The sequence below is a fragment of the Microbacterium bandirmense genome, assembly GCF_037204185.1.
GTDB classification, from domain to species: domain Bacteria; phylum Actinomycetota; class Actinomycetes; order Actinomycetales; family Microbacteriaceae; genus Microbacterium; species Microbacterium bandirmense.
The window spans coordinates 15,863-34,212 of record NZ_JBBDGM010000011.1; the positions used below are offsets into that span (position 1 = coordinate 15,863).

Annotated in this window: 20 protein-coding genes; 11 read left to right on the forward strand and 9 right to left on the reverse strand. The window is 70.2% G+C overall.

The genetic code is table 11. From position 1 onward, the window contains the following. Nucleotides 1-19: 19 nt before the first annotated feature. Both xdhB and WDU99_RS12700 read right to left on the reverse strand, forming a co-directional pair. Entirely contained in the window at nt 20-2,389 is a 2,370-nt protein-coding gene (xdhB, locus tag WDU99_RS12695) for a xanthine dehydrogenase molybdopterin binding subunit (protein ID WP_337332915.1), read from the reverse strand. Nucleotides 2,390-2,421: 32 nt separating this feature from the next. Further along, nucleotides 2,422-3,903 (reverse strand): xanthine dehydrogenase small subunit, encoded by a 1,482-nt coding sequence (locus WDU99_RS12700; protein ID WP_337332825.1) that lies wholly within the window; start codon nt 3,901-3,903, stop codon nt 2,422-2,424. 175 nt (nt 3,904-4,078) lie between these two features. Between WDU99_RS12700 and WDU99_RS12705 the strand changes: the two genes are divergently transcribed. Genes WDU99_RS12705 through WDU99_RS12735 form a run of 7 tightly spaced genes read left to right on the forward strand, consistent with a single transcriptional unit; the run spans nt 4,079 to nt 9,575 of the window. Further along, the gene (locus WDU99_RS12705) at nt 4,079-5,344 is read left to right on the forward strand and encodes a DUF6986 family protein (protein ID WP_337332826.1); all 1,266 of its coding nucleotides are present in this window, start codon (nt 4,079-4,081) and stop codon (nt 5,342-5,344) included. Beyond that, a complete protein-coding gene (locus WDU99_RS12710) occupies nt 5,341-6,207 on the forward strand; it encodes a bifunctional allantoicase/(S)-ureidoglycine aminohydrolase (protein ID WP_337332827.1) in 867 nt (288 codons plus the stop codon). The genes WDU99_RS12705 and WDU99_RS12710 overlap by 4 nt, the downstream gene beginning before the upstream one ends. Before the next feature lie 3 nt (nt 6,208-6,210). Then, nucleotides 6,211-7,584 (forward strand): allantoinase AllB, encoded by a 1,374-nt coding sequence (gene allB / locus WDU99_RS12715; protein WP_337332828.1) that lies wholly within the window; start codon nt 6,211-6,213, stop codon nt 7,582-7,584. A gap of 2 nt (nt 7,585-7,586) precedes the next feature. After that, nucleotides 7,587-8,081, forward strand: a complete 495-nt coding sequence (gene uraD / locus WDU99_RS12720) for a 2-oxo-4-hydroxy-4-carboxy-5-ureidoimidazoline decarboxylase (RefSeq protein WP_337332829.1) — start codon at nt 7,587-7,589, stop codon at nt 8,079-8,081. Beyond that, the gene (gene uraH / locus WDU99_RS12725) at nt 8,078-8,419 is read left to right on the forward strand and encodes a hydroxyisourate hydrolase (protein WP_337332830.1); all 342 of its coding nucleotides are present in this window, start codon (nt 8,078-8,080) and stop codon (nt 8,417-8,419) included. Before uraD ends, uraH begins: the two co-directional genes overlap by 4 nt. A gap of 3 nt (nt 8,420-8,422) precedes the next feature. After that, nucleotides 8,423-9,343 (forward strand): factor-independent urate hydroxylase, encoded by a 921-nt coding sequence (gene pucL, locus WDU99_RS12730; protein ID WP_337332831.1) that lies wholly within the window; start codon nt 8,423-8,425, stop codon nt 9,341-9,343. Between the two features lie 52 nt (nt 9,344-9,395). After that, nucleotides 9,396-9,575: a hypothetical protein gene (locus tag WDU99_RS12735; RefSeq protein ID WP_337332832.1), complete on the forward strand. Its 180-nt coding sequence runs from the start codon at nt 9,396-9,398 to the stop codon at nt 9,573-9,575. Between the two features lie 31 nt (nt 9,576-9,606). Here WDU99_RS12735 and WDU99_RS12740 read toward each other — a convergent pair whose 3' ends face one another. The 4 genes from WDU99_RS12740 to WDU99_RS12755 all read right to left on the reverse strand — a co-directional run bounded on the left by WDU99_RS12740 (nt 9,607) and on the right by WDU99_RS12755 (nt 12,963). Then, complete coding sequence (locus WDU99_RS12740; protein WP_420064012.1) at nt 9,607-10,374, reverse strand: alpha/beta fold hydrolase; 768 nt, start codon at nt 10,372-10,374, stop codon at nt 9,607-9,609. A 37-nt stretch (nt 10,375-10,411) separates the two neighbouring features. After that, nucleotides 10,412-11,686, reverse strand: a complete 1,275-nt coding sequence (locus WDU99_RS12745) for a baeRF2 domain-containing protein (protein WP_337332834.1) — start codon at nt 11,684-11,686, stop codon at nt 10,412-10,414. Further along, nucleotides 11,673-11,900, reverse strand: a complete 228-nt coding sequence (locus WDU99_RS12750) for a hypothetical protein (RefSeq protein WP_337332835.1) — start codon at nt 11,898-11,900, stop codon at nt 11,673-11,675. Before WDU99_RS12750 ends, WDU99_RS12745 begins: the two co-directional genes overlap by 14 nt. A gap of 100 nt (nt 11,901-12,000) precedes the next feature. Continuing rightward, nucleotides 12,001-12,963, reverse strand: a complete 963-nt coding sequence (locus WDU99_RS12755) for a DNA topoisomerase IB (RefSeq protein WP_337332836.1) — start codon at nt 12,961-12,963, stop codon at nt 12,001-12,003. 197 nt (nt 12,964-13,160) lie between these two features. On the opposite strand from WDU99_RS12755, the gene WDU99_RS12760 reads away from it, so the two are divergent. The 4 genes from WDU99_RS12760 (at nt 13,161) to WDU99_RS12775 (ending at nt 16,545) form a co-directional block, all read left to right on the forward strand. Then, the gene (locus WDU99_RS12760) at nt 13,161-14,672 is read left to right on the forward strand and encodes an MATE family efflux transporter (RefSeq protein WP_337332837.1); all 1,512 of its coding nucleotides are present in this window, start codon (nt 13,161-13,163) and stop codon (nt 14,670-14,672) included. A gap of 174 nt (nt 14,673-14,846) precedes the next feature. Further along, nucleotides 14,847-15,257, forward strand: a complete 411-nt coding sequence (locus WDU99_RS12765; protein ID WP_337332838.1) for a hypothetical protein — start codon at nt 14,847-14,849, stop codon at nt 15,255-15,257. A gap of 86 nt (nt 15,258-15,343) precedes the next feature. Further along, nucleotides 15,344-15,961, forward strand: coding sequence for a ClpP family protease (locus WDU99_RS12770; RefSeq protein ID WP_337332839.1), 618 nt, complete (start codon nt 15,344-15,346; stop codon nt 15,959-15,961). Continuing rightward, nucleotides 15,958-16,545, forward strand: coding sequence for a ClpP family protease (locus tag WDU99_RS12775; RefSeq protein ID WP_337332840.1), 588 nt, complete (start codon nt 15,958-15,960; stop codon nt 16,543-16,545). Before WDU99_RS12770 ends, WDU99_RS12775 begins: the two co-directional genes overlap by 4 nt. 97 nt (nt 16,546-16,642) lie before the next feature. On the opposite strand, the gene WDU99_RS12780 is transcribed toward WDU99_RS12775, so the two are convergent. The 3 genes from WDU99_RS12780 to WDU99_RS12790 all read right to left on the reverse strand — a co-directional run bounded on the left by WDU99_RS12780 (nt 16,643) and on the right by WDU99_RS12790 (nt 18,334). Beyond that, nucleotides 16,643-16,969: a helix-turn-helix domain-containing protein gene (locus WDU99_RS12780; RefSeq protein WP_337332841.1), complete on the reverse strand. Its 327-nt coding sequence runs from the start codon at nt 16,967-16,969 to the stop codon at nt 16,643-16,645. Between the two features lie 77 nt (nt 16,970-17,046). Then, complete coding sequence (locus WDU99_RS12785) at nt 17,047-18,000, reverse strand: HAAS signaling domain-containing protein (protein WP_337332842.1); 954 nt, start codon at nt 17,998-18,000, stop codon at nt 17,047-17,049. Continuing rightward, entirely contained in the window at nt 17,990-18,334 is a 345-nt protein-coding gene (locus WDU99_RS12790; RefSeq protein WP_337332843.1) for a PadR family transcriptional regulator, read from the reverse strand. Before WDU99_RS12790 ends, WDU99_RS12785 begins: the two co-directional genes overlap by 11 nt. Between the last annotated feature and the right edge of the window lie 16 nt (nt 18,335-18,350).

Consider the following 18,350-nt stretch of genomic DNA (forward strand, 5'->3'; position numbering starts at 1 on the left):
GTGTTTCCTCAGGGCGTATTCACGGTGCCGCCGCGAATGTCCGGTCAGCCGGCGCGATGGCATCCGACGCGTGCTGCGCAGCGCGCACCGCCCAGAACACGGCCTCCGGCGTCGCCGGCGATCCCAACTCGACCACGTGACCCGCCGGACCGAACTGCGCGACGGCCTCGCGCAGCGCCTCCCTGGCACTGAAGGCGAGCATGAGGGGCGGCTCGCCGACGGCCTTCGAACCGTACACCGCGCCGTCCTCACGGGCGTCCCGCATGAGGCGAACGTGGAACTCGGCCGGCATCTCCGAGAAGCTGGGCAGCTTGTACGTCGAGGCCGACGGCGTCAGCAGCCGGCCGCGGTCGGGCCCGTCACCGGCATCCCAGCGCAGCTCCTCCAGCGTCAGCCAGCCGACGCCCTGCACGAACGCGCCCTCCACCTGCCCGATATCGATCATCGGCGAGAGTGAGTCGCCCACGTCGTGCACGATGTCGACCCGCCGCACGGTGTACGCGCCGGTGAACTCGTCGACCTCCACCTCGGTGGCCGCGCACCCGTACGAGAAGTACTTGAACGGTGAGCCCTGCATGACCTCGGGATCCCAGTGCAGACCCTCGGTGCGGTAGTAGCCGGCGGCGAACAGCTGCACCCGCTGCAGATACGACGCCTCGGCGACATCGGCGAACGTGAGGCGCGTGGCAGCACCGGGGCCGGTTGCGTGCCCGCCCTCGAAGACGACGTCATGCGCGTCGACACCCAGCATCCCGCCGGCGACGACGGCCATCCGCTCGCGGATCTGCTCGCAGGCGTTCTTCACTGCACCGCCGTTGAGATCCGACCCCGACGATGCCGCCGTGGCCGAGGTGTTCGGCACCTTGTCGGTGCGGGTCGGCGCGAGCCTCACCTGATGCAGCTCGAGCCCGAGCGCCGTGGCGGCGACCTGCAGCATCTTCGTGTGCAGGCCCTGACCCATCTCGGTGCCGCCGTGATTGACGAGCACCGAGCCGTCCTTGTAGACGTGCACGAGGGCGCCGGCCTGATTGAACGCGGTGAAGTTGAACGAGATGCCGAACTTGATCGGCGTCATCATCAACGCCCGCTTGCGGTGCGGACTGCCGGCGTTGAACGCGGCGATCCCGGCGCGACGCGTGTCGACATCGGCCTCGTCGCGCAGCTGATTCCAGATCGTCGTCAGACGGTCGACGTCCTTGATGGGCTGCCCGTACGGCGTCGACTGGCCGGGCCGGTAGAAGTTCTTCTCGCGCAGCTCGATCGGGTCGATGCCCAGCGCCGGTGCGGCCCGGCCGAGGACATCCTCGATGAGGAAGACGCCCTGCGGCCCGCCGAAGCCGCGGAACGCCGTGTTGGACTGCTTGTTGGTCTTCGTGATGCGACCGTGCGCGTGCACGTTCGGGATCCAGTACGCGTTGTCGATGTGGCACAGCGCCCGGCCGAGCACCGGCTCTGACAGGTCGAGGCACCATCCGCCGTCGGCAGTGAGTACGGCATCCAGTGCCTGGATCATCCCGGACTCGTCGAACCCCGCCTTCCAGGAGATATGGAACGGATGCCGTTTGCCGGTCATCGTGATGTCCTGCGTGCGATTCAGCCGCACGCGCACCGGCCGGCCGGTCAGCTTCGCGCCGAGCGCGGCGATGGCGGCGAAGCCGTGCGACTGCATCTCCTTGCCACCGAACCCGCCGCCCATGCGCAGCGACTGCACAGTCACCCGGTTGGAGGGGATGTCGAGCACGTGCGCGACGATTTCCTGCGCCTCGGACGGATGCTGCGTAGAGCACTGCACGAAGAACTGGCCCTCCGAGTCGCGGACGGCGAAGGACGCCTGCGTCTCGAGGTAGAAGTGCTCCTGCCCGCCGAATTCCGAGACACCCTCGAAGACGTGGGCGGCGGATGCCAGGGCGGATGTCGCGTCTCCCCGCCGCACGGTGCGGGGGATGCCCTGGAAGGAGTCGGCGTCGATGGCATCCTGCACGGTGATCAGCGACGGCAGCGGCTCGTAGTCGACGATGACTCGCGCTGCGCCCAACCGGGCGGCCTCCGGTGTCTCGCCGAGCACCCAGGCCAGCGCGTGGCCGTGGAACATCGCCTCGGACGGGAAGAGCGGCTCGTCTTCCTTGATGCCGGCGTCGTTGACGCCGGGGACGTCGTCGGCCGTCAGCACGCGGACGACACCGGGCACCTCGTAGGCACCGGAGACGTCGATGCTCACGAGTGCGTGCGCGTTCGTGGACTGCACCGGCCACGCGGTGAGCACCCCGGCGGTGTGCGCGGCGAGGTCGTCGGTGTACATCGCAGCTCCCGTGACGTGCAGAGCGGCGCTCTCGTGCGCGGCCGACCTGCCGACGACGGGGTTCGGCGGACGGTCGGCCAAGGCCGACAGGTTGGCCAGCCCGGCGCCGTGCGGAGAGGCGGTCATACTGGCACCTCCTGGGAGTCGATGCCTTCGGCCTGGGGGTGCTGCGTCGTGCTGTACAGCTTCAGCAGGGCGTTATTGAGCATGACGGCGCGATACTCCGCGCTCGCGCGATGGTCGGAGAGCGGGGTGCCCTCGCCGCCGAGCACGGCCGAGGCCTCGCGCACGGTCGCGAGGTCCCACGGACGGCCGATGAGGGCGTGTTCGGTGGCGTATGCGCGCAGCGGGGTGGCGGCCACTCCGCCCAGGCCGATCTTCGCGCTCGTGACGACGCCGTCGTCGATGTCGAGGGCGAATGCGACGGCGACACTCGAGATGTCGTCGAAGCGGCGCTTGGCGATCTTGTGGAACGCCGTGGTCCGCGCCAGCGGCAGCGGGATGCGCACGGCGCGGATGAGCTCATCGGCCCGCCGCACGCTCTGGCGATAGCCCGTGAAGTAGTCGGCGAGGTCGACCTCGCGCTCGCCGTCGGCTGATGCCAGCACGAGACGCGCCCCGAGGGCGAGCAGCGCAGGGGGAGCGTCGCCGATGGGGGAGCCGGTGCCGAGATTGCCGCCCAGGGTGGCGCGATTGCGGATGAGTCGTGAGGCGAACTGGGGGAACAGCGCGCTCAGCAGCGAGACGCAGCCGTCGAGTCGTCGCTCGATCTCGGACAGTGACAGGGCGGCCCCGATCTCGATCAGGCCGTCGGTGACGTCGAATGTGCGCAGCTCGGGGAGCTGGTCGACGGCGATGATGAGCGGCGCGCGACGCGCGCGGAGGTTCACCTCGACGCCCCAGTCGGTGCATCCGGCGACCAGCAGCGCCTCGGGTTCGTCGCGCAGCAGTCGCAGTGTGTCGTCGAGGGCGGCGGGCCGCACGAAGCGGGCGCCGTCCACGACGACATCCGTCGCCACGGCGCGGGGGGCGGGTTCGGCGAGACGCTGACGCAGGGGGTCATCCTGGTCCGGGGCGCCCAGTGCGTAGGCGGCATCGCGAATCGGACGATAGCCGGTGCAGCGGCACAGGTTGCCGCTGAGGGCGTGCAGGTCGAAGCCGTTCGGCCCGTGCTCGGCATACTGCTCGGGCTCCTGCGCGCCGATCGGCGCGCGATCCGCCCGGTAGTACTCGCCGGCCATGCTGCAGACGAAGCCCGGGGTGCAGTACCCGCACTGCGACCCGCCGGCCTCGGCCAACTCCCGCTGCACCGGATGCAGTTGGTCGGGGCGGCCGAGGCCTTCGGCCGTGACGACCTCCTGGCCGACCAGCGCGTAGGCCAGCACCAGGCAGGCGTTCGCGGGCGTCCATGCGGCCCCTCCATCGGCGCCGTCGGCGGCGGGCGTCGCGAGCAGCACCGCACAGGCGCCGCACTCGCCCTCCGCGCAACCCTCCTTGGCGCCGGTGAGTCCGCGCTCGCGCAACCAGTCCAACGCGGTCGCGTGGGCGGCGGTACCCGCAAGAGCGCGCGGCTCCCCGTTGACGGTGACGGCGATGTCGGTCATAAGACGATCTCCTCAGATCCGGCGGTGCGGGCCGGAAGCCGGTTCTGTCTCGGTTGGTGCGAGTCTAGGCTTCTGCACGACAGCACTCCACCATGCCGCCGAGAGAGTCCGACGGGAGTCTTGAGGTTCCGCAGTGCGGACGTTAGCCTCCAGACAGCGGAGGGGAGGTGAGCGGATGACCGGCGTGCTCGATCCCACAGACATCGCGCGCATCGACGCCCGCCTCGCCGAGACCGACGCGCTGCTCGAATCCGCATATCCCGGTGACGACGGCACCCGTCAGCCCGTGCACACCGTCTACGTGCCCGCCGACCGCTTCACCCCCGACCTGCCCGCGCGATGGGGCGCCGAGGCGCTCGCCGCCGCCGACGAGGCCGGCGGACTGGAACGCCTCGCCAAGCAGGTCGGCATCGACGAGGCCCTCGCCGGCCCCGTCGCCGCACGGGTCGCCGCCAAGCTCGCGACAGAGCCGATCGAGGACCTGCGCCTGGACTTCGAGGACGGCTACGGGGACCGCGGCGAGACGGAGGATTCCGATGCGCTCGCCGCCGCAAGCGCGGTGGCGACCGCGGTGGCGGCCGGCACCGCACCGCCATTCATCGGCATCCGATTCAAATGCCTCGAGAAGCCGACGCGGGCCCGCGCGCTGCGCACGCTCGACCTGTTCCTCGGCGCCCTCCTCGAGGCCGGCCGGCTGCCGGACGGACTCATGCTCACCCTGCCGAAGGTGTCGACCGTCGCCCAGGTGGAGGCGATGGCGGATGCCGCCGCGGCGCTCGAGCGGGGGCACGGGCTGCCCGCAGGGCGCATCCGCTTCGAGGTGCAGGTCGAGACGCCGCAGCTCGTGCTCGGCGCCGATGGGCGCTCGCCGCTGGCCCGCGTGCCCCTCGCCGCACCCGGCCGCATCTCGGGGCTGCACTACGGCACCTACGACTACAGCGCCTCGCTGGGGATCGCTGCGGCGCAGCAGTCGATGGAGCATCCGGTCGCCGACCTCGCGAAGGAGTTCATGCAGCTGGCGGCGGCCGGCACGGGCATCCGACTCTCTGACGGCTCGACGAACATCCTGCCGCTGGGTGGGCGCAGCGCTGAGGCGTGGGCGCTGCACGCCCGACTCGTGCGTCGCTCCCTGGAGCGCGGGTACTACCAGGGGTGGGATCTGCACGCACGGCAGCTGCCGACCCGCTTCCTCGCGACCTACGCCTTCTACCGCGCGGGGCTGCCCGACGCGGTATCCCGTCTTCGCTCCTACCTCGCGGAGAACAGCGGCGCCGTGCTCGACGAGCCGGCGACCGCGCTGGCGCTGGCATGGTTCGTGCTGCGCGGCGTGCAGTGCGGTGCCATCGATGACGACGAGATCGCGGATGCCCTCGGCATCGACGCCACCGCGCTCGGCGCACTCGGGCACCCCCGGCGGAACGCGACGCGAGGAGAGACATGAGCGACGGCACCGGCCGCGACACGCCCAGCTACTACACACCGACCGGCGGACTGCCACCACAGCGGGAGCTGCTCACCGACCGCGCCATCGTGAAGGAGGCGTACACCGTCATCCCGAAGGGGGTGCTGCGCGACATCGTCACCAGCAGCCTCCCGGGGTTCACGAACACGCGATCGTGGATCATCGCGCGCCCGATCGCCGGGTTCGCCACGACGTTCTCGCAGCTCATCGTCGAGATCGCACCCGGCGGGGGCGCCGAGCAACCCGAGGCCGAGGCCATCGTCGAGGGAGTGCTGTTCGTCACAGCAGGAGAGCTGACGGTGACCATCGCCGGCGAGCGACATGTGCTCGGCGCGGGCGGCTACGCCTACCTCGCCCCGGACGAGACATGGTCACTGGCGAACGAGGGCGCCGAGGCGACGAGCTTCCACTGGGTGCGCAAGGCGTACGAACAGGTGCCGGGCATCGACGCGCCCGCGTCCTTCGTGACGAGCGACCAGGCGGTCGAACCGCGCCCGATGCCCGGCACCGACGGTGCATGGGCGACCACGCGGTTCGTCGACCCCGACGACCTGGCGCACGACATGCACGTGAACATCGTGACCTTCCAACCCGGTGGGTCGATCCCGTTCGCCGAGACCCATGTGATGGAGCACGGCCTGTTCGTGCTCGAGGGCAAGGCGGTCTACCGGCTCAACGACGACTGGGTCGAGGTCGAGGCGGGCGACTTCATGTGGCTGCGCGCGTTCTGCCCGCAGGCCTGTTACGCCGGTGGGCCCGGCCCGTTCCGCTACCTGCTGTACAAGGACGTCAATCGTCAGGTGCGGCTGAGTCGCGGCGGCGACCCGCGGCCCTGGGGCTGACCCATGCTCCGCGCGTCCGACAGCATCGACTCCACGGAGCACGACGTGGTGCTGCGCGGGCGAGCGCTGATCGATGGTCGCTTCGAAGCGGTCGAGATCGGTGTGGATGCCGGACGGACCTCCCGCATCGCGCCTGCGGACACGGCTCTGGCCGGCGCCCGCGTGATCGACCTCGCCGATGAGGAAGTGCTGCTGCCGGGGCTCGTCGACACGCACGTGCACGTCAACGAGCCGGGTCGCACCGAGTGGGAGGGGTTCGAGTCGGCGACGCGGGCCGCGGCCGCTGGCGGTGTGACGACCATCATCGACATGCCGCTGAACAGCATCCCGCCGACCGTCTCCGTCGCCGCGCTCGACGAGAAGCGCGCCGTCGCCGACGGCCGGGTGCACGTCGACGTCGGGTTCTGGGGCGGCGTCATCCCCGGCAACCTGCCCGAGCTGCGGCCCCTGCACGAGGAGGGGGTGTTCGGGTTCAAATGCTTCCTGCTGCCCTCCGGTGTCGACGAGTTCCCCGAGATCTCGGCGGGCGAGATGCGTGCGGCGATGGAGGTGCTCGCCGGGCTGGATTCGCTGCTCATCGTGCACGCCGAGGACGCGCGGATCATCGCGGACTCCGCCCGGACCGGTGGTCGTGAGTACGCGGATTTCCTCGCCTCGCGACCGCGGACCGCCGAGGATTCCGCGATCGCTGAGGTCATCCACGCGGCCGAGCGGACCGGGGCGCGCGCGCACATCCTGCACCTCTCCAATGGCGACTCACTGGGACGGATCGCCGCCGCCCGCGCCGCCGGCATCGACCTCACCGTCGAGACCTGCCCGCACTATCTGACGCTCAGTGCGGAGGACATCCCCGCGGGCGCGACCGCCTTCAAATGCTGCCCGCCCATTCGCGAGGCCGGCAATCGCGACGAGCTGTGGCGCGGTCTGACCGACGGAACGATCGACTTCGTCGTCTCCGATCATTCGCCGTCCACACCCGAGCTGAAGTACGCCGGCGATGGCGACTTCGCCCTCGCCTGGGGCGGCATCTCGTCGCTGCAGCTGGGTCTGCCGCTGGTCTGGACCGAGGCGAAGCGCCGCGGACTGCCGTTGGAGTGGGTGGCGGCGCTGATGGCCGAGCGGCCGGCGGACCGGATCGGGCTCGCCGACAAGGGTCGCATCCGGGAGGGTGGTGCGGCGGACTTCGTCGTGTTCGCCCCCGACGAGATATTCATCGTGGATGCCGCGACGCTGGCGCACCGGCATCCGATCACCCCCTATCAGGGACGCGAACTGCGCGGAGTGGTGCGGCAGACCTACCTCGCCGGCGCCACGGTCGACGGCAGCGCCCCGCGGGGGCGACTGCTGCGGCGCGGGACGAGCGCGGAAGGAGAGTAGGGATGCTGCTGGAGGACTTCAATCGGGCTGAGCGCAGCGCAGCGCTCGCGGCGCTGCGCCCCTGTGCCGACGTGCCCCGGTGGTGCGAGCTGCTCGTCGATCATCGACCGTACGCGTCGATCGACGCGCTCGTGGCGATGGCGGCCGCCGCCGCGTCGTTCACACCTGACGAGGTTGCCGCTGCGCTCGCGCACCATCCTCGAATAGGGGAGCGGGCGGCAGGCGACAGCCGCGAGGCTGCGATGTCACGTGCCGAGCAGTCGGGGGTCGATCCCGCCGACGTCGCCGTGCAGCAGGCCCTCCGCGACGGCAACATCGCCTACGAGCAGCGCTTCGGGCGGGTCTTCCTGATCCGCGCCGCCGGTCGCAGCCCCGCCGAGATCCTGGCGGCTCTTCGAGAACGACTGCAGAACGACGATGAGTCTGAGGATCGCATCGTCGCCGAGCAGCTGCGCGAGATCGCACTGCTCCGATTGAGGGGAGTGATCACGTCATGACCGCATCGCACATCACCACGCACGTGCTCGACACCGTCGAGGGGCTGCCGGCCTCCGACGTGCCGGTGCAGCTGTCGGCATTCCGCGACGGCGGCTGGCAGCTGATCGCCGAGGCGGTGACGGATGCCGACGGGCGGGCGACGCAGCTCGGACCGGAAGCGCTGCCCGCGGGCGCGTACCGGCTGCGCTTCGACACCGACGGGTACTTCGCGGCGCGCGGCGTCGCCGCGTTCTTCCCCGAGGTGCTGCTCACCTTCGTCGTCGACGACGCGGTCCGGCACTTTCACGTGCCGCTGCTGCTGAGCCCGTTCGCCTATTCGACCTACCGAGGGAGTTAGCCCATGTCTGAGAACACCTCCGGCGCCGACGGCATCGTGCTCGGCGCCAACCAGTACGGCAAGGCCGAGGTGCGCGTCGTCAAGGTCACCCGCGACAGCGCCCGTCACGATATCGAGGACCTCAGTGTCACTTCGCAGCTGCGTGGCGACTTCGCCGCCGCTCATCTCGCCGGTGACAATGGCCACGTCGTGCCGACCGATACTCAGAAGAACACGGTGTTCGCGTTCGCGCGCGACGGCATCGGCTCGCCCGAGCAGTTCCTGCTGCGACTCTCCGACCACTTCACATCGAGCTTCGACTGGGTGGAGGGCGGCCGCTGGTCGGCCGAGAGCTATGCGTGGGAGAGGGTCCAGGTCGATGGCCGCGGGCACGATCACTCCTTCGTGCGCAAGGGGCAGGAGACCCGCACCGCGGTCGTCGTCGCCGACGGCGCTGCACGCCACATCATCGCTGGGCTCACCGGACTCACCGTGCTGAAGACCACCGAATCCGGCTTCGCCGGATACCCGAAGGACCGGTACACGACGCTACCCGAGACGACCGATCGCATCCTCGCCACGGATGTCACCGCGCGCTGGCGCTACGCGGAGGGTGCGCGGGACCTCGACTTCAACGCGCTCTACGCCGACGTCAAGGGGATGCTGCTCGAGCAGTTCACCCGCGGGTACTCATCCGCGCTGCAGGCGACCATGTTCGACATGGGCCACCGCGTGCTCGCAGCGCATCCCGAGATCGCTGAGATCCGCATGTCACTGCCGAACAAGCACCACTTCGTCGTCGACCTGAGCCCGTTCGATCTCGACAATCCGAATGAGGTTTTCCTCGCCGCCGACCGCCCCTACGGGCTCATCGAGGCGGCGGTCACCCGTGAGGGGCAGGCCGAGGTGCCGCAGGCATGGGAGGCCGCGTCAGCCTTCTGCTGAGGCGACGCCCGCTCGCTCCCGTGCGCGACGGTGTTGCTCGTAGGCTGGAGCCATGAACAAGAACACGATCTGGACCATCCTCGGAGTGATCCTCGCGGTCGTGATCGCGTGGTGGATCGTGAGCGCGCTGCTCTCGGTGCTCTGGTTCGTCGTGAAGCTCGCGCTCGTCGCGGCCGTGGCGCTCGCCGTCTACGTCGGCCTGCGCGCAGCCTTCCGCAACGCCGACGACTGACGGGCTCAGCCACGCTGACGCGTTGACGCGTTCAGCCGCGCAGGAACTCCAGCGCGGCCATGCGGAAATGCCGCGAACCGGGGGCGTTGAAGTGGTGCCGCCCGGGGATCTCGAAGAATGTGCTCTGCGGTGCCGCCGCGGCGAGTGACCGCGAACCCTCGATCACGGCGTCGTCGGTCCCGGTCGCGAACAGGATCGGCTGCTGCGGCGCGTTCTGCGGATCGGGATCGACCGCCCGCGAATCGCGCATGCCCAGCGCCAGGGCCAGCAGGGCACTCAGGTCGTTGCCCGGTACGCGCTCGGTGAGATCGAGGTAGCTGCGGGTGCGCTCATCGGTGACCGGTGTCGAGTCGGCGATGTACCGGCGCACCTGATCGACGTCGAGATGCTCGAGGGGGATGCCGTCGGGCACTCCGCCCAGCACGGCACGGGGGATCCGATCACCGAGGTCGCGCACGACCTCCCAGCCGATGCGGGCCCCCAGTGAGTAGCCGACGTAGAGGGCCTCATCGATGAGAAAGGTGTCGAGAACGCTCTCCACGTCGGATGCCATCTGCCGCACGGTGTACCCGGCGACATCATGCGGCTTCTCGCTGGCGCCGTGACCGCGCAGGTCGATGCCGAGCACGCGGAACCCCTCGCGCTCCAGCATCCGAGCCCACCCCGTCAGCACCCAGGTATCGCGCGTGCTCGACGCGAAGCCGTGCACGAGTACGACCGGCGGGGCATCGAGCGCGCCCCACGAGTACGTCGCCAGCGCCACGCCTTCGCCCACTTCGACGAACTGGGCATCCGGCATCTGGGTCAGCTGAGCGAGAGGAATGGCCACCTCTCCATCATGCTCCTTCTGCCTGCGAGGGGTGACCCGCGGTCTGCGGATCGGGTCTCGTCGGCGGATCGTCCGGGTCCTCTCCCTCGGCCTGGCTCGGGTGATCCCCTCCGCCGGCGCCCGATCCCTGGTCGGAATCGGATGCCACCGGTGATGCGGGCCAGCGCAGCACGGCGAGCGGCTGGGCGGCGGTGCTGTCATCGAAGGGCTCGCCCTCCGGAAGCTCTTCCGCGAGGAACACGAGCTCGGCGTCGGTGAGCACCGCCGCGCGGACCAGCGCCTGGATCGCCGGCAGGGGAACGCCGGCGCCCGCGTCGAACGAGTCCGCCGAGCTCACCGCGATCCAGGGCTCCGCCGGCAGAGCGAGCAGCGTCGACGAATCCGACATCCGCTCATCGAGCAGCAGCGTGTCGACCTGTGCCTGCTGGAGTGCCTCCACCACGGCGCTGAGGCCGGCGGCGCCGTTGACGCCGTCGCGCTCGGCGGCCTGATCCCGCAGGATGCTCACCTGTGAATCGTGAGACTCCGCGATGGTCTCGTCGATCGCCTCGACGAGTGCGGTGTCATCGGCGCCGGCGGCGCTGGTGATGACGTCCACCTCGACGACGAGATCGAGTGCCTCCGGGCTGATGCTCTCCAGCAGCAGGCCGCGCACATGTGCGTCGCCCGTCACGAAGACGTGGCTGGGCCGGTGCGCGCGCACGATCCGATCGACCTCTGCGGCGATCTCGTCCTGATTACGCTGCCAGACCTCTTCGACGCTGCGCTGGAAGCGCGCCTGCGACCAGCCGCCGGGGCTGACCTTGGTGATCGGGTGATCCTCGCCCGACACGTGCTGCTCCTGTTCGGGAGTGGCTCGTCCCAGCCGCTGCAGCGACAGGTCGGCGCCATCGCGGGCGGTCTCCACCACGAGGATGCGCGTCTCGTCGGAACGATGCCGCAGCAGCGGCAGGACATCCGGGAACGCACCGAACGACAGTCGTTCCTGGCCGCGTCGCGCCGTCGCCCAGCCGGTGTCGGCGACGATGCGGCCATCACTGATCAGCAGCCAGCGCGCCGACGGTGCCGGCGTGCCGGTGTCGTCGGGCAGCGCCGCGATGGCGGCTTCTGCGTCGTCCTCGGGAATGCCGGCGTCGAGCATGCTGTCCTTCAGCGAGCGCATTCGGCTCTCGACAGCTCCCGGCGGCTCACCCTGGGGCCCGTCCGTGTACACCGTGCTCCAGTGGCCGGGCTCCGCGAGCAGATCGCGAAGGCTGTGGCCTGCGATCTCAGGCGAGCTCATCGTCGTCCTCCTGATCGTCGCCGACTTCCGGGCCGGTGCGCTCGAACGCCTGCTGCACCTCTCCAGAGTCGGTGTCGTCGGGCAGCGGCTCCGTCTCGCGGAACGGCTCCGCGTGCGGAGCGCCGTGTCCCTGCACCATCCCGCGGGTCTCCTGCTCGAGCTGCTCGTCGAGGTTCGGTCCGTGCGTGGTGTTGCCGCGTTGTGCGTCGCTCATCTCACTCTCCTTCGATCGAGGTTCATCCGCGACGCTAGGCGCGAGCGCTCGATCATCACACCGGGTTGACCCGTTGCGCGACTGCGGCTAGACCCCGCGTTCAGTGCAGCAGTTCGACCAGCTGCCCCTCCACCCGACGGCTCGGGTCGATCGTCACGCCGTCGTCGTAGAGGTCGAACAGACGGGGGTCGACGTAGCTCGCGCGCGCCACCGCCGGGGTGTTGCCGAGCGCGGCGGCCGTTGTGCGCACGGCGGCGAGCGCCGCCTTGCTGCGCGCGGATGCCGTCGTCTTCGGACCGCTGGCCGCGAGGGATTCCGCCGCGATGACGGTGCCGTGCATCGTGCGGAAGTCCTTCGCCGTGAAGTCGCCGCCGGTGCGTGCGCGGACGTCGTCGTTGATGTCGGACGCGTGCAGCGGATGCCAGCCCGCTTCGTCCTGCCAGGAGAGCAGCAGCACGCGCGGACCGCGACGCTTCAGATCGGCGATGAGCGCGGCGAGGTCCTCGTCGGCGACCTCCGACTCCCACGGCTGACCGCTCTTGCCCGGGAACTTCAGCTCGACGATCTGCCCGCCGTGCACGCGCGCATGCGCGCCGCGCAGGGTGACCAGGCCGATGCTGCCGTGCTGCCTCGCGTAGCGCTCCGATCCGACCCGCAGCAGTGCGGCATCCAGCATCCGGAAGGCGCCGGCGAGCACCCGCGCGCGGCCGCAGCCGTCGGTGCGCAGATCCCGGGTGACACCGCGGCGCACGACCGGGATGATCTCGGCGAGATCCAGCATCCGATCGAATTTCTCTCGCGCCATCCGCTCATGCCACGCCGGGTGGTACAGATACTGACGTCGCCCGGCGGCGTCCGTGCCGGCGGCGGCGATGTGACCGTTCGGGTGCGGGCTGATCCACACCTCGGTCCAGGCGGGCGGGATCGCGAGGGCCCGGTAGCGATCGATCTCCGCGGCGTCGTCGACGCGGGTGCCGTCAGGCAGCCGGTATTCGAAACCGCGACCGCGTGCGACGCGGCGGATGCCGGGGTGGTGCGGATCGCTGCGACGCAGTCGTGTCATGGGGTCGGTTATATCCCTCGGCGACGACGGCGGACAAGACCCTGGACACGGAGTCCGTACGTGAGCCGACGAACTCGCCGTAGCGGTTTCCCGAATCGATTCGATACACTGAATCGCAGATGGCGCCGTGACCGATCGCGGTGCCATTCGTGTTCTCGCCGCTCCCGGCATCCGCCCTCTCTTCCACGAGATCCCTCATGGCAACCACCCTCATCACCGGACGCCCCTGGCGCGTCATCCTGGCCTTCTCCGTGCCGCTGCTCATCGGCAACGTCGTGCAGCAGCTGTACCAGTTCGTCGACACGATCGTCGTCGGGCGTCAGCTGGGCGTGAACTCGCTCGCCGCCGTCGGCGCGACCGGCAGCCTGATCTTCCTGGTCATCGGGTTCGCCTGGGGTCTGGCCAGCGGGTTCGCGATCCCGACCGCGCAGGCGTTCGGGGCGGGCGACGCCAGGGGCGTGCGCCGCTCGGTGGCGACCGGCACGCTGCTGACGGCGGCGACCAGCCTGATCCTCACCGTGCTCGGCCCGCTGATCGCCCGCCCGTTCCTCGAGCTGCTGCAGACCCCGCCCGAGCTGCTGGCCGAGGCGACCGTGTTCACGCAGGTGACGTTCCTCGGCGGCAGCACGATCATGTTCTTCAACTACCTGGCGGCGATCATCCGCTCGATCGGCGACTCCACGACGCCCCTGGTGTTCCTCACCATCTCGTGCGCGCTCAACGTGGGCCTCGTGATCCTCATGGTCGGACCGCTCGGCTGGGGCGTGGCGGGTGCCGCCTGGGCGACGGTCGTCGCGCAGGCGATCTCGGTGCTGCTGTGTCTGCTGTACGTGTGGCGTCGGCTGCCCGTGCTGCACGTGCACCGCACTGACTGGAGGGTCAGCGGCGACGACATCGGCCGGCACCTGCGCCTCGGCCTGCCGATGGGCTTCCAGGCCTCGATCATCGCGATCGGCGCCCTGATCGTGCAGGTCGCCCTGAACATGCTCGGCGCCGAGGAGGTCGCGGCGTACACCGCGGCATCCCGCGTCGACAGCCTCGCCACGGCGTTCCTCGCGTCGCTGGGCCTGGCCGCGTCGATGTACGCGGCGCAGAACCTCGGCGCGCGGCGCCCCGACCGCATCCGCCGCGGCACGATCCAGGCGATCTGGATCGCGGTCGCCACCTCGGCACTGCTGGGCGTGATCATGATCGCGTTCGGCGAGGCGGTCGTGCGCCTGTTCGTCGGCGACGGCGCCGACCGTGTGGTCGAGCTGGCCCACCTCATGCTGATCATCAACGGCGTCAGCTACGCGATGCTCGGCGTGCTGTTCGTGCTGCGCGGAGTGCTGCAGGGCATCGGCCGGGTGCTGGTGCCGACGGTGACCGGTGTGATCGAGCTGGTCATGCGCGTGGTCGCGGCCCTCGTCCTGGGAGCGATGTGGGACTTCACGGGGGTCGCGATGAGCAACCCGCTCGCCTGGCTGGGTGCCATCGTGCTGCTGATCCCCGCCTACGTCGCCGCGCACCGCGCGTTCGCGAAGATGACCGTCGACCCGGTGGAGCCCACCCTGACGACACCGATCGCGACCGTCACCACGCCGATCCCGGTGATCGGGCCCAGTGACGGGTCGCACACGGTCGACGCGGTCTTCACCGCCCCGGTGCCGATCCTGCGGGAGCGTACGACCCGGCTGCGCATCCCGCGCGTGGGACGCCGGCGCCGCTGAGTCCAGCGCCGTTCATCGGCGCGTCATCCCGCGTGCAGATGTCATCCTCTGGGATGATGCCGAATCGTTTCCTCGACGGACGTGACAATCGCATCTATCCGCGTAACCTGGTAGCCAGGACTCGCCGGGGGGCGGCGCGTCGATGACCGGGGGGTCGTGATGTCAACACTTCCAGTGACGAACACGCTGACGTCGTTCTTCGTGCCGATCGGATGGGCCGGAGCCGTCTTCGCCATCGTCTGCGCGCTGGTCGCGCTGATCGCGCTCGCACGTGGCGCCGCCGGACTCACCGGCGGAGCCGTCGGGGTCTGGTTCGTCGGCGGCCTGCTCAGCCTCACCTCGTCGTTCGCGGGGGAGTGGACCCCGGTGCTGCTCGCGTCGGGCGCGCTCGCCGCGGCCCTCGTCGTCGGAGGGATGATTCGGATGCTGACGCTGCCGGCCGCCCGCTCCGCGGCAGCCGTGGCGGTTCCGGTGGAGACGGGGCCTGTGGTGCAGGTCGTGCCGCCGATCACCGTCAGGACCACGCCCGTGAAGACCCAGCCCGTCATGACCTCACCGGTGACGGCCACGCACGCGACGGCCTGACCTCAGCGGGGCGAGTTCTGCTGGGGGCGGATCCGCCGCAGGCGGATTCGCGAGCGCCGGTCCCGCCCGCGGCGCAGGCTGGGGTCATGACCGATGAGAAAGCCGTACCCCAGTTCGGGCCGGATGCCCGTCGGGCGCTGTACCACGAGCGTGTGCTCGTGCTGGATGGTGTGCTCGACGACGACAACGGCGCCCTGCTGATGACCCAGTTCCTCGCGCTCGCCGCCGAGGATCCCCTGACCGACATCGCCCTGTGGATCCACTCGCCGGGCGGCTCGGTGCCGTCGATGCTCGGGATCCGCGACATCATGCGCACCATCCCCAACGACGTCGCCACGGTCGCGCTGGGTCTCGCGTGCAGCGCGGGGCAGTTCCTGCTGTCGGCGGGGACGAAGGGCAAGCGCAGGGCGCTGCCGCACGCGCGAATCCTGCTGCATCAGGGTTCGGCGGGCATCGGCGGCTCCGCCGTCGAGATCGAGGTGCAGGCCGACGACCTGCGGCACATGCGCGACACCGTGCTCGGCCTCATCGCCGACGACACCGGTCAGCCGGTGGAGAAGGTGTTCGAGGACTCGCTGCACGATCACTGGTACACCGCCTCCGAGGCGATCGAGTACGGGTTCATCGACGATGTCGTCGATTCGGTCGGCGACGTGTATCCGCGCAAGAAGTCGCGGATCGGATTGGGTGCGCAGGCGTCATGAGCGGCTACACGATCCCGAACGTCATCTCGCAGAATCCGCGCGGTGACCGCATCATGGACGTCTACTCGAACCTGCTCGCCGAGCGCATCGTCTATCTCGGCACCGAGATCGACGCGGGTGTTGCGAACGCGATCATCGCGCAGCTGCTGCATCTCGACTCATCCTCGCCCGACGCCGATGTGCAGTTCACCATCAACTGCGCGGGCGGTGACCCGAGCGCCGCGCTGGCGATCTACGACACGATGCGGCACATCCGTCCGCGGGTGTCGACGACCTGCGTCGGGCAGGCGATCGGTCCTGGCGCGATCCTGCTCGCCGCCGGAGCGCCGGGGCTGCGCACGGCGCTGCCGCATGCGCGGATGGTGCTGCACCAGCCGGCCGCGCAGACCCGTGGTGCTGTGCCCGATCTGATCCTCGCGGCCGACGAGGTCGTGCGGGTGCGCGGCGAGATGGAGCATGTGCTCGCACAGCACACCGGGCGCTCGGTGGAAGAGCTGCGCGCCGACACCGACCGCGACCGAGTGCTCACCGCTGTGGCCGCGGTGGAGTACGGCCTGATCGATCAGGTGCTCGAGCCGCGGTGAAGCCGCTCCGTCGTAGCCCCCTCGCAGCGTCCGCGCCCCCTCTGAATCACGAAAATCAGAGGGGGCTTCGACGGCAGGAGGGGGCGTCGCGGGCGCGTCAGGCGGCGAGAGCGAAGGCTCCGGGTGCCTGACGGGCCGGTGCGGCAGCGGGGGCGAGGCCCTCGGCCACGGCGCTCGTGAGGTCGAGCAGGCTGAGGTCGAGCGCACCGGCGACGGCGGCCATCATCTCGCTGGACGGATCCTTCAGCCCGCGCTCGATCTCGGACAGGTACTGCGGTGAGATGCCTGCAGCATCCGCCGTCTCGGTGAGCGTGTCGCCGCGCTCGTGCCGTCGCCTGCGCAGCTCCGCTCCGACCAGATGCCGCCAGAGCGGCTCCGGTTCGCGCGGTGTGCGGGACGGGGGGAACGGGACGATCTCGGCCATGGTTCACGATACGTCCGGGGCGCCCGAGGCCTCCATCCGTTCCGCTCTGAGCAGAAGCGCAGCCGCCGCGCGGTCACTCAGCGGCGGCGGGCGGTCACCGCGTGGGCGAGACCGATCGTGAGCCAGAATCCGCCGAGCCAGATGATCAGCAGCGTGAGCAGGTCGCCGGTGAGCAGGCCGGTCACCAGCACCGCCAGCCCGATCGCCGCGAGCGCCCATCCCGGCGCGCGATAGCCGATCACCATGAGCACCGCGATCAGCACGATCGCAGCGAAGAACGGCCAGGCCCAGGCGCTGATGCTGACGCTGGGGCCGGCGGTGTCGGCGTAGCGCCCCGGCATCCCCCCGACCAGCGGCAGCGACAGTGCGATGGGCAGCACGGTGAGCACCGCGCCGACGATGCGCCAGACGACTCCGAAGCCACGGTCGCGCAGGCGGACCCACGCGATCAGCGCCGCCCAGCTCAGCATCGCCGTCGGCACGAAGAAGCCCCCGAGCGTGAAGCCGCCGATCAGCGCCATGGCGGTCAGCAGCACGGCGGTCACGGCGGCGGTCGCCGCGCGCACACGACGCGGCACCATCAGCGGCACGGCGGCCACGATCGCCGGTACCAGGGCGATCAGGGCGATCCACAGCCCGTTGACCGCCAACAGCGTCTGTGCGGTCTCGACGGCGATGACCGTGCCGTCGGATGCCACGATCTCTGTCGACCCGGCATAGGAGGGCATCACGAAGGCGGTCACCACGCCGGTAACCACGGCCAGCACCACGGCGCTCCACTGCAGCATCCGCCAGGCGAACTCGGCACGGGCATCCACTGGCCCTGCGGTCGTGCCGAACTCGTCGTGCGCGCGGTCGGCGATCTCGCGCGGGGTGCCGAGGCTCTGCGCGATCTCGTCGGCCGACCGGCCCGCCTCCTCCGCATCGGCGAAGTGCTGGCGCAGGTCGTCGAGCACCGCCGTGCGGTGCTCGGGCGCGATGTCGCGCAGCATCCGCTCCACCGAGCGCAGGTAGGTGTCTTCAGTGCTCATCGCGTCCTCCGAGGATGCTGTCGACTTCGGCCCCGAGCGTGCGCCAGACCTCGGTGAAGGCTCCCAGCTGCGCACGGCCGGCGTCGGTGATCGTGTAGTACTTGCGGGGCCTGCCGCCGCCGACCGATGCCGTGCGGGTGGTGACCAGATCGCTCTCGCGCATCCGCGACAGCAGGGGGTAGAGGCTGCCCTCGCCCGCGATGAGTCCGCGGGTCTGCAGCTCGCCCGCCAGCTCGAGGCCGTACCGCTCGGCGTCGGCGAGCAGGCCGAGCACGCAGAACTCCAGCACTCCCTTGCGGAGGTTGGTGGCGATGCGCTCGCTGCTGTCGGTCATGACGCCACCGTAACCT

Excerpts from the sequence above, each read along its gene's own strand:
- WDU99_RS12700 (WP_337332825.1), bottom strand. The coding sequence starts at position 3,903 with ATGACCGACATCGCCGTCACCGTCAACGGGGAGCCGCGCGCTCTTGCG.
- WDU99_RS12705 (WP_337332826.1), top strand. The coding sequence starts at position 4,079 with ATGACCGGCGTGCTCGATCCCACAGACATCGCGCGCATCGACGCCCGC.
- WDU99_RS12710 (WP_337332827.1), top strand. The coding sequence starts at position 5,341 with ATGAGCGACGGCACCGGCCGCGACACGCCCAGCTACTACACACCGACC.
- allB (WP_337332828.1), top strand. The coding sequence starts at position 6,211 with ATGCTCCGCGCGTCCGACAGCATCGACTCCACGGAGCACGACGTGGTG.
- uraD (WP_337332829.1), top strand. The coding sequence starts at position 7,587 with ATGCTGCTGGAGGACTTCAATCGGGCTGAGCGCAGCGCAGCGCTCGCG.
- uraH (WP_337332830.1), top strand. The coding sequence starts at position 8,078 with ATGACCGCATCGCACATCACCACGCACGTGCTCGACACCGTCGAGGGG.
- pucL (WP_337332831.1), top strand. The coding sequence starts at position 8,423 with ATGTCTGAGAACACCTCCGGCGCCGACGGCATCGTGCTCGGCGCCAAC.
- WDU99_RS12735 (WP_337332832.1), top strand. The coding sequence starts at position 9,396 with ATGAACAAGAACACGATCTGGACCATCCTCGGAGTGATCCTCGCGGTC.
- WDU99_RS12740 (WP_420064012.1), bottom strand. The coding sequence starts at position 10,374 with ATGCCGGATGCCCAGTTCGTCGAAGTGGGCGAAGGCGTGGCGCTGGCG.
- WDU99_RS12745 (WP_337332834.1), bottom strand. The coding sequence starts at position 11,686 with ATGAGCTCGCCTGAGATCGCAGGCCACAGCCTTCGCGATCTGCTCGCG.
- WDU99_RS12750 (WP_337332835.1), bottom strand. The coding sequence starts at position 11,900 with ATGAGCGACGCACAACGCGGCAACACCACGCACGGACCGAACCTCGAC.
- WDU99_RS12755 (WP_337332836.1), bottom strand. The coding sequence starts at position 12,963 with ATGACACGACTGCGTCGCAGCGATCCGCACCACCCCGGCATCCGCCGC.
- WDU99_RS12760 (WP_337332837.1), top strand. The coding sequence starts at position 13,161 with ATGGCAACCACCCTCATCACCGGACGCCCCTGGCGCGTCATCCTGGCC.
- WDU99_RS12770 (WP_337332839.1), top strand. The coding sequence starts at position 15,344 with ATGACCGATGAGAAAGCCGTACCCCAGTTCGGGCCGGATGCCCGTCGG.
- WDU99_RS12775 (WP_337332840.1), top strand. The coding sequence starts at position 15,958 with ATGAGCGGCTACACGATCCCGAACGTCATCTCGCAGAATCCGCGCGGT.
- WDU99_RS12780 (WP_337332841.1), bottom strand. The coding sequence starts at position 16,969 with ATGGCCGAGATCGTCCCGTTCCCCCCGTCCCGCACACCGCGCGAACCG.
- WDU99_RS12785 (WP_337332842.1), bottom strand. The coding sequence starts at position 18,000 with ATGAGCACTGAAGACACCTACCTGCGCTCGGTGGAGCGGATGCTGCGC.
- WDU99_RS12790 (WP_337332843.1), bottom strand. The coding sequence starts at position 18,334 with ATGACCGACAGCAGCGAGCGCATCGCCACCAACCTCCGCAAGGGAGTG.